Here is a 15068-nt window from a genome sequence, read left to right as displayed (position 1 = left end):
CCACTGAACCAGCCTGATGCACCCCACGCCAGCCGCATCCGGCGCCCTGCCCCGCCTGGTTCACGCACTGTTCGTGATCCAGCTCATTTCCATGGGCGCCATGGAAATGAGCTGGCCCTTCTGGCCGGTGCACCTGCAGTCCCTGGGCGCATCGCCCGGCGTGCTGGCGTTTGCGGGCATTGCCGTGTATGTGGGTCCCATGTTGGGCGTGGCGCTCACCAGCACGTTCTGGGGCAAGGTGGGGGACCGCTTCGGGCACAAGCCCATGATGGTCCGGGCGCTTCTGGGGCTGGCCATCACACAGCTGGCCCTGACCTTTACGCAGGATGTCTGGACAATCCTGGCACTGCGCTTTCTGCAAGGGGCGTGCGCAGGCTATCTGGCACCGGCGCAGGCCTACGGTGTGAGCGCCGTGGTGCCAGCGGTCCGGGGGCGCCTGTTTGCCTACCTGCAGGTGTCCACCAACGTGGGCTCGCTGGCGGGGGCGCTGGCGGGCGGGCTCATCCTGGACCACGCCACGTTCTTCTGGATCAACCTCATCGCAGCGCTGCTGTGCGCAGTGTGCGCTGCAGCCGTGGCCGTGCTGCTGCCGCCCCGTCCTGCCGCAGGCAGCGCCCAGGGCGTGAAGGCAGTGCCATCACTGCCGCCCACGTCAGGCAACGCAGCGCCGCTGCAACCATCGTCCTGGTTTGCGTCCCCCGTGGCAGGGCTGCTGGCCGTGCTGGGCATCCTGCTGGTGGCCCGCATGCTCACGCAAACCCCATTTGCGATGTATGTCCGCTCGGTGTTTGCCATGGACAACTGGGTGGTGGGCCTGTGTTACGGGCTTCTTTCCATGGGGTTCATCGTGTCGGCCACGCTCTGGGCGCGCTACTTCGAGCGCTTGCAGGGCCCCGACGCCCTGGTCCGCATGGCCTGGGTGGCTGCCGCCTGCGCCTTGCTGATGGTGCTGGCGGGGGCTACTCACAGCGTGGCATTTTTTATCGCACTGCACTTTGCCTGGGGTGTGCTGCTGGGTGCCACCACACCGGTGCTGATGGCCCAGATTTCGCATGCCACGAGCGGGCAGCACCAGGGGCGCATTCTGGGCGTGGCGCAGAGCACCGCCCAGTTCTCGTCCATGGCCGGCATCGCACTGGGCGGAGGCCTGACCCAACTGCTGGGCCTGCACTCCACCTACTTCCTCGTTGCGGGGGCCTATGCCTGCGCCCTCGCGGTCATCGTCGCCGTGCTGCGCATGCGCGGCACCCGGCCAGGCGCAGCCGGCCTTGCCGGGCCATGAGCCCCGCAGCGCATCGCATCTTTTTCCTCCCCACCCCTTCATTCACAAAGAGTCTTTGACATGGCAATGGGTCACCGCTGGCGCATCGCGCTTCTTATCCTTGTGCTGGCAGGCATCGCCGCCGCCGGCATTCTTCTGGTTTCTCCGGCCGCAGCCCCCGAAGGCGCTGCATCACCCCCGCCCTCCGGCAGCCACCACGTCACGGTGACCGACCTGCTGGGGCGCAACGTGCAGGTGCGGGTGCCTGTGCAGCGCGTGATCCTGGGCGAAGGGCGGCAGCTGTACCTGGTGGCCGCACTCGATACAGACAACCCGATCCAGCGCATTGTGGGCTGGCGCAAGGACCTGATCCAGGCCGACCCTGACACCTATTCGGCGTACGCCAAGAAATTTCCGCGCATCGCCGACATTCCCACCTTTGGGGGCTTTGAAGACGGCACCTTCGACATCGAGCAGGCCATTGCGCAAAAGCCCGATGTGATCCTGCTGAACATCGAGGCCCAACGGGCCACCGATGACGCGCGCTACATCGAGAAACTGGCGGCGCTCGGAATTCCGGTGGTGTATGTAGACTTTCGCCATCGCCCCATGGAGAACACCGAGCCCACCATGCGCCTGATGGGCCGGCTGTTTGGCAAGGAAGCGCGTGCCGAAGAGTTCATCGCCTACCGCACGGCGCAGATCCGGCGCGTGGCAGACACCATCGCCGCCGAGCAGCCCCCGCGCCCCAAGGTGTTCATCGAACGCATCGGCGGCTACACCGAAGACTGCTGCCTGAGCTTTGGCAACGAGAACTTCGGCAAATACGTGGAAGTGGCGGGGGGCACGAACGTTGCCAAGGGCGTGATTCCCGGCACCTTCGGCCAGCTCAACCCCGAGCAGGTAATCGCCTCCAACCCCGACCAGGTCGTGGTCACCAGCGCCAACTGGGAGGCCTACGTACCCTCGGGCCACTGGATTGGCGTGGGCCCTGGTGCCGACCTGGCAGAGGCCCGGCGCAAGCTGGAGACCTATACCCGCCGCCCCGCCTACACCGGCACCCGGGCTGCGCAAGAACGCGCGTTCCACGCCATCTGGCACCAGTTCTACAACAGCCCGTACGAGTTTGTGGCCATCCAGCAGTTGGCCAAGTGGTTCCACCCGGACTTGTTCACAGACCTCGACCCGGACGCCACCTACCGTGAGATGCACGAACGCTTTCTGCCCGTGCCTTATGAACCCGGCTACTTCGTGAGCCTGGATGGCGCAACACCCACAGCCTCCGCAGCGCCCTCCACCGCCAAGGCTGCCCCATGACGACCACGGCGATGGCACCCCCTGCAAGCCAGGGCGCTGGCTACCGTGCCCTGGTGCGCCGCAAGCGCTGGCTGCTGCTGGGGTTTTTCGTGCTGACGACCTTGAGCCTGCTGCTGGACCTTGCGCTTGGGCCGGTGGGCTACAGCGTGAAGGACGTGGTGCAGGCTGTGCTGTGGCCCGACAGCGTGCCCGTGCAACTGCGCGTGGTGGTGTGGGACATCCGCCTGCCCACCGCGCTCATGGCGCTGGCTGTGGGTGCTGCGCTGTCGGTGGCGGGCGCACAGATGCAGACCACGCTCAACAACCCGCTGGCCAGTCCGTTTACGCTGGGTATTTCGGCGGCGGCCAGCTTTGGCGCCGCGCTCGGGCTGGCCTTCGGCGTTGCCCTGTTCCCCACGGTGGCCGGGTATGTGGTGCCGCTGAATGCCTTTGTGATGGCGATGCTGTCGGCCGGGTTGATCCACCTGCTGAGCATGAAACGCGGCGTGACCACCGAGACCATCGTGCTGCTGGGTATTGCGCTGGTGTTCACTTTCAATGCGCTGCTGGCGCTGGTGCAGTATTTCGCCACCGAGCAAGCCGTCGCGGCCGTGGTGTTCTGGACCATGGGCAGCCTGACCAAGGCCACCTGGCCGAAGCTGGGTGTGACCTGCCTGGTTCTTGTGGTCACGCTGCCCCTTTTTGCGCGCAACAGCTGGGCACTGACGGCCCTGCGCCTGGGCGATGACAAGGCCGCCAGCTTCGGCATCAACGTGGCGCGCCTGCGGCTGCAAACGCTGGTGCTGATCAGCCTTCTGGCAGCCTTCCCGGTGGCATTTGTCGGCACTATCGGCTTTGTCGGCCTGGTGGGCCCGCACATTGCACGCATGCTGATCGGCGAAGACCAGCGGTTCTTCCTGCCTGCGTCGGTCATGACCGGCGCATTGCTGCTGTCGATCAGCTCGGTGGTCAGCAAAACGCTGATCCCTGGGGCCATCTTTCCCATCGGCGTCGTGACCTCGCTCATAGGAGTGCCCTTCTTCATCTCGCTCATCCTGGGCCGCAGGGAGCGCTCATGGTGACGCTCCAGTTGCAAGGGGTGGGCGCGCACTATGGCAGCCGCACGGTACTTGCGAACGTCAACACCCCCGTCTTCCACGCGGGGCAGGTGGTGGCAGTGATCGGGCCCAATGCGGCGGGCAAATCCACCCTGTTCAAGCGCGTGGCCGGCATGCTCAAGGGGCCGGGCCAGATAGTGCTGCAGGGCTCCCGCAAGGGGCTCGAGGGCATCTGCTACATGCCGCAGGACATCAGCGCCACCGCGCGGCTCACGGTGGTTGAATCCATACTGCTGGCCGCCAAACAGCAGCACCAGGGCTGGGCGGTGAGCGACGCCGAACTGGCACAGGTGGACGCCATCACCGTGTCACTGGGCATCGCAGACCTGGCCTTTCGCAACCTGGGGGAACTCAGTGGCGGCCAGCGGCAACTGGTGTCCATCGCCCAGACGCTGGCGCGCGACCCCGAGATCCTGCTTATGGACGAGCCCACCAGCGCGCTCGACCTGCACCGTCAGATCCAGGTGCTGGACTTCATGCGCTCGCTGGCGCAGGAGCGGGGGCTGATCGTGTTCATCGCGCTGCACGACATCAACCAGGCCCTGCGCTACTGCGACCACGCCCTGGTGATCGCCAACGGCCAGGCGCAGCACAGCGGGCCTTGCGAGCAGGTGATCACGGCAGCCATGCTGCGCGATGTCTATCGCATCCGGGCCCGCATTGAAAGCTGCTCGGCGGGCACGCGGCACGTCATTGTGGACGGCGTGGCTTAGTCCGCGCCCGTCGGGTGCGCCACGATTCAATACCTGCGTGATGCCTCAGGCGGCCCCGATGCCAGGGACCAAGCCCGCCGTGGGCTGCCCGTTCCTCAGCGCGGCCGTGAAGGCCAGCATGCGGTCAATCGGCTGGCGCGCGCGCGGGATCAGCGCCGGGTCCACATGGATCGCGTTGGCGCCGGTCTCCAGCACCCGCGCCACATCGGCCAGGCCGTTCATCGCCATCCAGGGGCAGTGTGCGCAACTCTTGCAGGTGGCGCTGTTGCCGGCGGTGGGGGCCTCAATGAACACCTTGCCGGGGTTCAGCGTGCGCAGCTTGTGCATCATGCCGTTGTCGGTGGCCACGATGAACTCGGTGGCTTCCATCTCGCGCGCGGCTTTCAGGATGGCACTGGTGGAACCCACGGCGTCGGCCAGGGCGATCACGTCCGCAGGGCTTTCGGGGTGGACCAGCACCTTGGCGTGGGGGTGTTCTTTTTTGAGCGCCTCCAGCTCGAAGGCTTTGAACTCGTCGTGCACGATGCAGGCGCCGTTCCAGAACACCATGTCGGCCCCAGTTTCGCGCTGGATGTAGGCGCCCAGGTGGCGGTCGGGCGCCCAGAGGATCTTTTGCCCTGCTGCCTTCAAGGCGCCGACGATGTCGAGCGCGCAGCTGGATGTGACCAGCCAATCGGCCCGCGCCTTCACGGCCGCGCTGGTGTTGGCGTAGACCACCACGGCGCGGTCGGGGTGGGCGTCGCAGAACGCGCTGAATTCCTCCACAGGACAGCCCAGGTCGAGCGAGCAGGTCGCATCCAGGTCGGGCATGAGCACGGTCTTTTCGGGGCTCAAAATCTTGGCCGTCTCACCCATGAAGCGTACGCCGCTCACCACCAGGGTCTGCGCGGCATGGTCGCGGCCAAAGCGGGCCATCTCCAGCGAGTCGCTCACCAGGCCGCCAGTTTCCTCGGCCAGATCCTGCAGATCGGGGTGCACGTAGTAGTGCGACACCATCACCGCATTTTTCTCTTTCAGCAGGCGGCGAATCTTGTCCTTGAGCGCGAGGCGCTCGGCCTGCGTGGGTTCGGGTGGCACGCGTGCCCAGGCATGTTTGGTGGAGCAGACGGAGCCTTCCTCGGTATCGAGCGGCTGCTCGTACTCCACGTCGATGCGGTTCAACACGGCAGTGGTGGTCATGACAGCTCCTGCAGGCGCATGGAAAAGTCCGTCGCCTTGACGTCTTTGGTCAGCGTGCCGATGGAGATGCGATCCACCCCCGTCTCGGCCAGTTCGCGCAAGCCTTCGAGCGTGACGCCACCCGATATTTCCAAAATTGCACGGCCCGCGTTGATGCGCACCGCCTCGCGCAGCGTGGGCAGCGGCATGTTGTCGAGCAGCACCATCTTGGCACCTGCATCCAGCGCCTCGGTCAGTTGCTCCAGGGTTTCCACTTCAATCTCGACGAACTTTGCTTGAGCTGCCACAGTCTGGGCGGCTTTGAGCACAGCCGTCACGCCACCGGCGGCGGCGATGTGGTTTTCCTTGATGAGCACTGCGTCGTGCAGACCGATGCGGTGATTGGTGCCGCCGCCCACGCGCACGGCGTACTTTTGCGCCAGGCGCAGACCGGGGATGGTCTTGCGCGTGTCCACGATGTGGGCGCGGGTGCCCGCCACCACATCCACATAGGTGCGGGTCTTGGTGGCCACGGCCGACAGCAGTTGCAGAAAGTTGAGCGCAGTGCGCTCGGCCGACAGTAGTGCGCGGGCATTGCCTTCCAGCTCCAGCACCACCTGATCGGGCGCGCATCGCTGGCCCTCGGCCACATGCCAGGTGATTTGGACCGTGGGGTCGAGTGCGCGCAAGGCGGCTTCGGCCCAGGGGGCGCCGCAGATCACGGCGGATTCGCGCGCCAGGATGCGGGCACGGGCGCGGCGGGTAGGGTCGATCAGGCCGGCCGTGAGGTCGCCGGCGCCTACATCTTCGGCCAGGGCACGGGCCACGTCGGCCTGGGCCAGGGCCATCACATCGGTATCGCTCATGGGGGTGTTCGCGGGGTGTAACGCTGCTGTCATGGGCCGCGAGCATACCGGGAACGCAAAGGCCACGGTACCGACCTAGGCCGCATCCCACTGGGCAGACAACCAATAAGTACACCCATTATTGGTCGCATAGACTTGCGGCAATTTTTGCCCATGGATGCCCCATGACTGCCACAAGCAACGCTTCCGCAACACCCTACGGCACTCTGCCGCCCGCATCCCCCTTGCCCCAACGCCGCCCGGTCAGCCTGCCGCGCCTGGCGCAGATGCGCGCAGCGGGCGAGAAGATCACCATGCTCACCGCCTACGACGCCACGTTTGCGGCCGTGGCCGATGCGGCGGGGGTGGAATGCATCCTGGTGGGTGATTCGCTAGGCATGGTGTGCCAGGGCCTGCCCAGCACCGTGGGCGTGGCGCTGGACACCATGGCCTACCACACGGCCAGCGTAGCGCGTGGCCTGCACCGCGTGCAGGGCACGGCCTGGCTCGTGGCCGACCTGCCCTATGGCACCTATGCCGAGAGCCGCGAGCAGGCGCTGCGCAGCGCCTGCGTGTTGATGCAGGCGGGAGCGCACATGGTCAAGCTCGAAGGCGGCGGCTGGACGGCGCCCACGGTGGAATTCTTGGTGCGGCGCGGCGTGCCGGTATGCGCCCACCTGGGCCTCACACCGCAGACGGTGCATGCCCTGGGCGGCTACCGCGTTCAGGGCAAGAGCGACGATGACGCCCGCACCCTGCGCAAGGAGGCGCATGAGCTGCAAGACGCAGGCGCCGCCATGCTGGTGCTGGAGATGGTGCCCGCCGCGCTGGCCGCCGAGCTGACGGCCGAGCTGCTGCACTGCCACACCATCGGCATCGGCGCGGGCAACGGCACGGCTGGCCAGGTGCTGGTGTTGCACGACATGCTGGGCATGAACCTCGGAAAGATGCCGAAGTTCGTCCACAACTTCATGCAGGACGCAGGCAGCGTACGCGGCGCCATGGAGGCCTATGTGCAGGCCGTGAAGCAGGGGCAGTTCCCGGATAACACCTTGCACGCCTGGTGAGCCTTCACCGCATTTCTTCATTTCTTTTCGACCTCTCCCACCCCATGCTGATTGCCCGTTCCATTGCAGACCTGCGCCAGGCCCTGGCCTCCTATCGCCACCCCACCTTTGTGCCCACCATGGGCAACCTGCACGACGGGCACATCGCCCTGGTGCGCCAGGCCAAGCCCCTGGGCGACGTGACGGTGGCCAGCATCTTTGTGAACCGCCTGCAGTTTTTGCCGCACGAGGACTTTGACAGCTACCCCCGCACCTGGGAGGCCGATTGCGCACAGCTGCAAGCTGCGGGCTGCGATGTGCTGTTTGCCCCGCGCGAGGCCGACCTGTACCCACAGCCCCAGACCTTCAAGGTGCACCCCGACGCAGCACTGGCCGACATGCTGGAAGGCCATTTCCGCCCCGGCTTCTTCACAGGCGTGAGCACGGTGGTGATGAAGCTCTTTGCCTGCGTGCTCGGCCAGACGGGCGGCACCGCCGTGTTCGGCAAAAAGGACTACCAGCAGCTCATGGTGATCCGCCACATGGTGCAGCAGTTTGCGCTGCCGATTGAGGTGGTAGCGGGCGAGACCTGCCGCGCGGCCGATGGCCTGGCACTGAGTTCACGCAACGGCTACCTCAGCCTGGAAGAGCGGCAAGAAGCCGTAGCCCTGTCGCAGGCATTGAAGCAACTGGCACAGCAATGGCTGAACGCTGCGCCTAACGACCGCAGCGCGGTGGAGCCCCGGGCCTTGGACGCCCTGCGCGCGCGGGGCTGGGCACCGGACTACCTCACCGTGCGCCGCCGCGCCGATCTGTTGCCCGCCACAGCGGCCGATGCAGCGGGCTCGCTGGTGGCACTGGGGGCTGCGCGGCTGGGCAGCACGCGGTTGATTGACAACCTGGAGTTTTAGAGCGGCTCACAAAAACCCTGCAGGTCGTTGTCCGGCCTTATCGCGCTGCTTGGACTGCTTGTTGTACTGCCCACGACAGAGCGCGGAGCCAGGGCCGTGCTCTGTCGCAGTGAATGCGCTATCGAACAGATAACATCCGACTCCGGGAAACTGCGCTGAAACGCCCCCTCGCTGGGATGGGTGGGCGAGAGGGAGAAACAGCCAATGCGGTGTTGCCCCCTCTGCTCCACCCTCTCTGGCAATGGGAGAACAAGCCAAGCACCCGCCCACCGTCCGCGATTATTCGGCAAAAAATGTCCCTAGCGCTTATCTGCATTGCGCAATAAGCTATTTATTTGATAGCAAAGACTCCTCCATGTCCTGGCACGCCCGCTTGCAGCTCGACTACACGGCAGAAACCAACAACGCCCGCACCGTAGCCCGCTACGAGCACAACGGGCCGCTGCGCATCCTGCAAAGCCTGTACCCCGAGGGCGACGCCATCTGCCACAACGTGCTGGTGCACCCACCCGGCGGCCTGGTGGGCGGCGACACGCTGGACATCACGGCCACCGTGGGCCCCGGCGCCCACGGCCTGGTCACCACCCCCGGTGCCACGCGCTTCTACCGCTCCACCGGCCCGCTGGCGCTGCAGCGCAGCCACCTCACCCTGGCCGAAGGCGCGCGCCTGGAATGGCTGCCGCTGGAAGCCCTGTGCTACAGCGCCTGCCACGCCGAAAATCACCTCACGCTGAACCTCGCCCCCGGCGCCGAATGCATCGCCTGGGACGTGACCGCCCTGGGCCTGCCGCACGCGGGCCAGCCGTTTGAACAAGGCCGCTTCACCCAGCACCTGGAAGTGCCCGGCCTGTGGCTGGAGCGCGGCGTGATCGACGCCGCCGATGAGCGCCTGCTGAGCAGCCCCTTGGGCCTGGCAGGCCACCGCTGCATGGCAAGCATGTTCTTTGCCGCAGGCACGCCCCTCGACCGCACACGCCGCGACTCGGCCCTGGAAGCGGCCCGCGCAGCGATGGATCAACACCCCCAGGTCAAAGCCACCGCAGGCGCCACCAGCCCCAACGACCGCATGGTGGTGGTGCGCGTGCTGGCGCCGCAGGTGGAGCCCGCGATGAAGCTGCTCAAGGCGGTGCGGGTGGCCTGGAGGGAGGTGTTGTGGGGGTTGGACGGGGAAGCGCCTAGGATTTGGGCGATGTGAGGTGGCGGTCTATGAGACGGCAGGTCAAATCTTTCGGTTATCAATAACCTCGAAAAATACACGCCCATTTTTCTCACCAAGGCGCTGAAAGCCGCACTTCTCTGCAACCCTTATAGAGCCGATGTTTTGGCTTCTAGCAGATGCTCTCAGCTTAGAAATGCCTTTTACGAAGGCATCTTCTACTAATAAGGCAACAGCCTTCGTGCCAATGCCTTTACCCCAAAAGTTCTTACGCAAGAACCACCCACAGTCAGCGCTACCACCGCTGAGCAACGTGAACCCCACGCTCCCCGCCACGATGGAGTCCACTTCGACAGCGTAGAAAAATCGGCTTCTGATCGGCATAACCTGCTGCTCCAGCGCATCCCAGAAAGCAACTTCCGCTTGATAGCGCGTTCGTGGCAACCAATCTACAAACTGACCTACGTCTTGATCTTCCTGCAGCGAACAGAACACCTCCTGATCGCGCGGGAGGAATTCTCGGAGCAGCACGTAGTTCTGAAGCATGGGTTCCTCGCACAACCGAATAGTAGTGAGAACTTCAAGACCGCTATGGCCCCAAGGAGGGGGCAAGCCTCAATCCCCATTCAGAATCAATTGGAGTTCAGTCCCCAAACGGCCTCTTCCAATGTCAGGCCGCCGCTGTCGTAGGCGCCATGAGCAACCCATCCGCCTTGAACATCCCCCGAATCCCCCGAACCGCCTGCCGGATCCGCGCCTCGTTCTCGATCAACGCAAAGCGCACGTACTCATCCCCCTGGTCGCCAAAGCCGATGCCCGGCGACACACACACCTTGGCCTTGTCCAGCAGTTGCCTCGCAAATTCCAGCGAGCCCAGCGCGCGATACGGCTCGGGGATGCGGGCCCAGATGTACATGCTGGCCTTGGGGCAGTCCACGGCCCAGCCCGCTTCGGTAAGGCCTTTGTAGAGCACGTCGCGGCGGCGCTGGTACTGGGCGGCGATGTCTTTCACGCACTGCTGGTCACCCTCCAGCGCGGCGATGGCGGCCACCTGCAGGGGCGTGAAGGTGCCGTAGTCGTGGTAGCTCTTGATGCGGGCCAGGGCAGCCACCAGGTCGGGGTTGCCCACCATGAAGCCGATGCGCCACCCTGCCATGTTGTAGCTTTTGCTCAGGGTGAAAAACTCCACAGCCACATCCTTGGCGCCGGGCACTTCCATGATGCTGGGGGCGCGGTAGCCGTCGTACACGATGTCGGCGTAGGCCAGGTCGTGCACCACCAGAATGTCGTGCTTCTTGGCCAGGGCGATCACGCGCTCGAAGAAACTCAGCTCCACGCACTGCGCCGTGGGGTTGCTGGGAAAGCCAAAGATCATCATCTTGGGCTTGGGGTAGCTGCCTCGGATGGCCTTCTCCAGCTCGGCAAAAAAGTCCACATCGGGCGCCACGGGCACGCTGCGGATGTCGGCCCCGGCAATCACCGCGCCATAAATGTGGATGGGGTAGCTCGGATCGGGCACCAGCACGGTGTCGCCCCTATCCAGCGTGGCCAGCATGAGGTGGGCCAGGCCTTCCTTGGAGCCGATGGTGACGATGGCCTCGGTGTCGGGATTGATGTCCACCGCATACCGGTCTTTGTACCAATGGCTGATGGCGCGGCGCAGGCGCGGGATGCCCTTGCTGGCGCTGTAGCCGTGGGTGTCGGGCCGCTGGGCCACTTCGGTGAGCTTGGCGACGATGTGCGGCGGCGTGGCACCGTCGGGGTTGCCCATGCTCATGTCGATGATGTCTTCGCCACGGCGGCGGGCGGCGAGTTTCAGCTCGGCCGTGATGTTGAAGACGTAGGGAGGGAGGCGATCGATGCGCGCAAAGCGGCGCTTGCCTTGAGAAGCAGACATGCTGTGGTGACTTTCACGTAAGCGCCCGGAACCGTCCGAGCGACGTGGCTGGCAGAAAGGCCGGCCCGCTGCCACTTTAAGGCACAACGCGGTCATTTCTCCGTGGATTGCGGCAGTGTCGCACCGCCGCGACACAACACAGGTCAGTGGCCCGTGGTCGTCAGGCGGCGACGCGCCTGGTGTTCCGCTCGCTAACCAGCGCCCACGCAAACATGCCCACGCCGCCAAGCCCCAGCAACACGCCCACCCACCCGGTAGACGTCCAACCCAAGCCTGCCGCAATGCCCACGCCGCCCAGCCACGCGCCGAGCGCATTGGCGGCGTTGAAGGCCGAGTGGTTGAGCGCGGCGGCCAGGGTCTGCGCGTCGCCCGCCACGTCCATCAGGCGGATCTGCAGCGCGGGGCCGATGGCCACCAAGGTTCCCAAAAAGAACGTGGCCAGCGCGGCGCTGGCAGGGTGGTGTGCGGCGGGCACAAACAGCGCCAGCACGAGGATGGACCACACCAGTACCTTGCCCACAGCAGGCATCAGCGCCTTGTCGGCCATGCGCGAGCCCACGATGTTGCCCACCACCATACCCAGGCCAAACAGCGACAGCACAAAGGGCATGAGCGCGGGCGGCATGCCGGCCACCTCGATCAAGGTGGGCTTGATGTAGCTGAACACTGCAAACATGCCACCAAAACCGATGGCGCCAATGCCCAGCGTGAACCACACCTGCTTGCGCGCCAGCGCGCCCAGCTCGCGCAGCGGGCTGGCGCCGTGCGATGCGGGCATGGCGGGCACCCAAAGGCGCACCATGACCACTGCGGCCACCGCGATCAACCCCACAAACACAAACGCAGCTCGCCAGCCAAACGCCTCGCCCAGTGCGGCCGCAATGGGCACGCCCACCAGCGTGGCGGTGGTGAGCCCCAGCATGACCCAACCCACAGCCCGCGCGCGCCGCCCGGGCGGCGCCAACGCAGCGGCCACCAGCGCAGCCACACCAAAGTAGGTGCCGTGCGGCAAGCCGGTGAACAGCCGCATGGCGCTGAGCGAGCCGTAGCCTGGCGCCAGCGCCGATGCGAAGTTGCCCAGCGCATAGACCACCATCAGCGCCATCAGCAACGCGCGCCGCCCCCAGTGGGCGCACAGCACTGCCAGCACCGGTGCGCCCACCACCACGCCCAGGGCATAGGCGCTGATGACGTGGCCAGCCTGCGGAATGCTCACCCCAATGTCGCGCGCCACCTCGGGCAGCAAACCCATGATGACGAACTCACCCGTGCCGATGGAAAAGCCACCGACCCCGAGGGCCAGCACGGCACGCACCAGAGTGCGGTCGTCGGTGGGAGTGGCGGAGATGGACGTGGGGGAAAGGGGCGCGGTCATGGCAACAACAGGGGAGACGCTGCACCGGCAAGCGACGGCAGGGCGCAGGAGGTAGACGAGACAGGGAGAAGGAGAGAAAGAAACGCAGTTACGGGGGTAAACCCGATTTTTGTAACCATAGCATGCAAAGCACCGCCTTGCTGAAGCGGGGAAATATGTAACCCAGGTTCAAAGCCATTCCAGCAATGGCTGCTACGCTGACGCCCTGACCACGCCCTTCCTCCTTTTTCAAGGACTGCGAATGACGAACACCCCAAGCACAGCAGACCACATCGCCAGCACCGTGAAGGTGCTGGCATTCGACATCTTTGGCACCGTGGTGGACTGGCACGGCAGCATCGTGCGCGAGATGCAGTCGCTGTACCCTGCGGTAGATGGAGACGCGTTTGCGCTGGCGTGGCGCGCCGGCTACCAGCCGGCAATGGCCCGCGTGATGCGGGGTGAGCAGGGCTGGACACTGGTCGACGACCTGCACCGAAGCATCCTCGACGAAATCCTGCCGCGCTTTGGCCTGGCGCACCTGCCCGAGGCCGAGCCCCGCCACCTCAACCGCGTGTGGCACCGGCTCGATGCCTGGCCCGACAGCGTGGAAGGCCTCTCGCGGCTCAAGACACGCTTCACCATCACTTCGCTGTCCAACGGCAACATCGGCCTGCTCACCAACATGGCCAAGCGCGCCAGGCTACCGTGGGACTGTGTGCTCAGCGCTGAGGTGTTCAAGGCCTACAAACCCAGCCCCGAGGCCTACCTGGGCGTAGCGCGCGTGTTTGACCTGCAGCCCAAACAGGTGGCGCTGGTAGCCACCCACCACGACGACCTGGCCGCCGCGCGCGCCTGCGGCCTGCGCACGGCCTACATTGAGCGCCCCCTGGAGCTGGGCGCCGCCCGGCCCAAGGACGGCACGCCACAGCCGGGCAATGACCTGCACGCCACAGACCTGAACGATCTGGCGCAGATGCTGGGCTGCTGAAGGTGCCCCTGGATCGCACCCGCGCAGGTCAGTGCGCCACCAATAGCTGCACAAACATCTGCACCTTGGCGTGGCATTCGGCGCTGATGGAGGTGAACTCCAGGCCAGCCACCCACTCGTCGCGCTCCTGCTTGAGCGTGACAACGCGCGCATACACATCGGCCGCCCGGTAGTCCACCAGGGGCAGCTCGAACTCCAGCTTGATTTCGCCGTGCGGCTCCAGCGGCTCCACCAGCTCCACCATCAGGCCGTGGTAGCCGATATCGCGAATGGCGCCATGCACGATGTGGGGCACCACGATCTTGTCATGCATGCGCTGGCACAGGCACGGCAGGCGCGCGTCCACGCGGTGGCTGCGGCGAAACTCCTGGCGCGGCACCTTGAGCTTTTGCGACGGAATGGCGATCAGCTCGCGCAAGCAAACAGGCTGCGTGCGGCCCTTGACGTACACCTGCATGGGCTCGGACGCCGACACCAGGCCCCAGCAGCGCTGGCACGTGGTGTCGCTGATGAGCACCTGGCCGCGCAGGCTCAGCGCCTCGATGCGCGAGGCCAGGTTGACGGCCTCGCCGATCACGGTGTATTCGGAATACACATCCGAGCCAAAACGCCCTGCCATCACCGTGCCCGTGTTCACGCCAATGCCCAGAAAAACCTCGGGCAGCCGCTCGCGCAGGTGGGCGAGGTTCAGCTCCCGCATGGCCATCTGCATCTCCACGGCGCACAGCAGCGCGCGATCCACATCGTCCTCGCGCGCCACGGGCGCGCCAAACAGCACCATGATCGAGTCGCCCATGAACTTGTCGATGCTGCCCTGGTACTTGAACACCACTTCGGACAACCGCGACAGGCAGCGGTTGAGCGCCGCAATCACCACCGACGCCGGTTGCGAGCCCGACAGTGCGGTGAACCCGCGCAGGTCGGCCAGCAGGATGGTGACCTCGCGCGGGGCCACAGACCGGTCATCGGTGGCGGCACCTTCCGGGCCGTCGCCCTGGCGCAGGATGGCAGCCATCTCGGCGAGGGCTTCTTCGCGCAGCGGCGTGCCGGTCTCGCGCTCGATCAGCGTCTGCAGGCGGCGCACCGCATCTTGGTGGAATTCTTTGTGCATCGTGCGTGAGTCCGGCGGGTGGAGCCGAAGGCTGCTGCCAACGGGGATGCAGGCAGGATAGGCGCGCTGTGCACAAGCGGTCAAGCCGTGAAAACACTCCGGTGCGGGCGGTTGGGTGGAAACCTGGCGGGGCTATGGCACCGTGTTCGGGGACGGGCACCGCCCAGGCCCATGGAACGTCGACATGAGCCCTTTTGGCCTGCAGCGCTTA

Annotated in this window: 14 protein-coding genes; 8 read left to right on the top strand and 6 right to left on the bottom strand. The window is 65.6% G+C overall.

Translation table 11 applies throughout. From position 1 onward, the window contains the following. The first annotated feature begins 16 nt into the window (after positions 1-16). The 4 genes from NFX52_RS01200 to NFX52_RS01185 are packed head-to-tail and all read left to right on the top strand — an operon-like array spanning position 17 to position 4388. Entirely contained in the window at positions 17-1282 is a 1266-nt protein-coding gene (locus NFX52_RS01200; RefSeq protein ID WP_252635354.1) for an MFS transporter, read from the top strand. A 60-nt stretch (positions 1283-1342) separates the two neighbouring features. Continuing rightward, positions 1343-2578: an ABC transporter substrate-binding protein gene (locus NFX52_RS01195; protein ID WP_156358899.1), complete on the top strand. Its 1236-nt coding sequence runs from the start codon at positions 1343-1345 to the stop codon at positions 2576-2578. Further along, the gene (locus NFX52_RS01190) at positions 2575-3639 is read left to right on the top strand and encodes a FecCD family ABC transporter permease (RefSeq protein ID WP_156358900.1); all 1065 of its coding nucleotides are present in this window, start codon (positions 2575-2577) and stop codon (positions 3637-3639) included. Before NFX52_RS01195 ends, NFX52_RS01190 begins: the two co-directional genes overlap by 4 nt. Then, on the top strand, positions 3633-4388 hold the full coding sequence (locus tag NFX52_RS01185; RefSeq protein WP_055402891.1) for an ABC transporter ATP-binding protein: 756 nt from the start codon (positions 3633-3635) through the stop codon (positions 4386-4388). The genes NFX52_RS01190 and NFX52_RS01185 overlap by 7 nt, the downstream gene beginning before the upstream one ends. A 45-nt stretch (positions 4389-4433) precedes the next feature. On the opposite strand, the gene nadA is transcribed toward NFX52_RS01185, so the two are convergent. Beyond that, positions 4434-5567, bottom strand: coding sequence for a quinolinate synthase NadA (gene nadA / locus NFX52_RS01180; protein ID WP_055402894.1), 1134 nt, complete (start codon positions 5565-5567; stop codon positions 4434-4436). After that, complete coding sequence (gene nadC / locus NFX52_RS01175; RefSeq protein ID WP_202907237.1) at positions 5564-6412, bottom strand: carboxylating nicotinate-nucleotide diphosphorylase; 849 nt, start codon at positions 6410-6412, stop codon at positions 5564-5566. Before nadC ends, nadA begins: the two co-directional genes overlap by 4 nt. A 164-nt stretch (positions 6413-6576) precedes the next feature. On the opposite strand from nadC, the gene panB reads away from it, so the two are divergent. The 3 genes from panB to NFX52_RS01160 all read left to right on the top strand — a co-directional run bounded on the left by panB (position 6577) and on the right by NFX52_RS01160 (position 9543). Next, positions 6577-7458 carry a 3-methyl-2-oxobutanoate hydroxymethyltransferase gene (gene panB / locus NFX52_RS01170; protein WP_207401849.1) on the top strand — a complete coding sequence of 294 codons (882 nt, stop codon included), beginning with the start codon at positions 6577-6579 and terminating at the stop codon, positions 7456-7458. Positions 7459-7502: 44 nt separating this feature from the next. After that, positions 7503-8348 carry a pantoate--beta-alanine ligase gene (gene panC, locus NFX52_RS01165; protein WP_055399345.1) on the top strand — a complete coding sequence of 282 codons (846 nt, stop codon included), beginning with the start codon at positions 7503-7505 and terminating at the stop codon, positions 8346-8348. Positions 8349-8703: 355 nt separating this feature from the next. Next, positions 8704-9543, top strand: coding sequence for an urease accessory protein UreD (locus NFX52_RS01160; RefSeq protein ID WP_055398962.1), 840 nt, complete (start codon positions 8704-8706; stop codon positions 9541-9543). A 24-nt stretch (positions 9544-9567) separates the two neighbouring features. On the opposite strand, the gene NFX52_RS01155 is transcribed toward NFX52_RS01160, so the two are convergent. The 3 genes from NFX52_RS01155 to NFX52_RS01145 form a co-directional block, all read right to left on the bottom strand. Then, positions 9568-10050: a GNAT family N-acetyltransferase gene (locus NFX52_RS01155; protein ID WP_055398964.1), complete on the bottom strand. Its 483-nt coding sequence runs from the start codon at positions 10048-10050 to the stop codon at positions 9568-9570. Between the two features lie 124 nt (positions 10051-10174). Beyond that, the gene (alaC, locus tag NFX52_RS01150) at positions 10175-11401 is read right to left on the bottom strand and encodes an alanine transaminase (RefSeq protein WP_055398966.1); all 1227 of its coding nucleotides are present in this window, start codon (positions 11399-11401) and stop codon (positions 10175-10177) included. A 160-nt stretch (positions 11402-11561) separates the two neighbouring features. Then, complete coding sequence (locus tag NFX52_RS01145; protein ID WP_055398968.1) at positions 11562-12776, bottom strand: MFS transporter; 1215 nt, start codon at positions 12774-12776, stop codon at positions 11562-11564. 241 nt (positions 12777-13017) lie between these two features. On the opposite strand from NFX52_RS01145, the gene NFX52_RS01140 reads away from it, so the two are divergent. Then, positions 13018-13746, top strand: coding sequence for a haloacid dehalogenase type II (locus NFX52_RS01140; RefSeq protein ID WP_055398970.1), 729 nt, complete (start codon positions 13018-13020; stop codon positions 13744-13746). A 28-nt stretch (positions 13747-13774) separates the two neighbouring features. Here the strand turns inward: NFX52_RS01140 and NFX52_RS01135 are convergent, their stop codons facing one another. Beyond that, a complete protein-coding gene (locus NFX52_RS01135; RefSeq protein ID WP_252635352.1) occupies positions 13775-14857 on the bottom strand; it encodes an adenylate/guanylate cyclase domain-containing protein in 1083 nt (360 codons plus the stop codon). Positions 14858-15068 lie beyond the last annotated feature (211 nt).

The sequence above is a fragment of the Acidovorax facilis genome, assembly GCF_023913775.1.
In the GTDB taxonomy this organism is placed as follows: domain Bacteria; phylum Pseudomonadota; class Gammaproteobacteria; order Burkholderiales; family Burkholderiaceae_C; genus Acidovorax; species Acidovorax facilis.
This window is presented reverse-complemented; position numbering and strand designations above follow the sequence as displayed.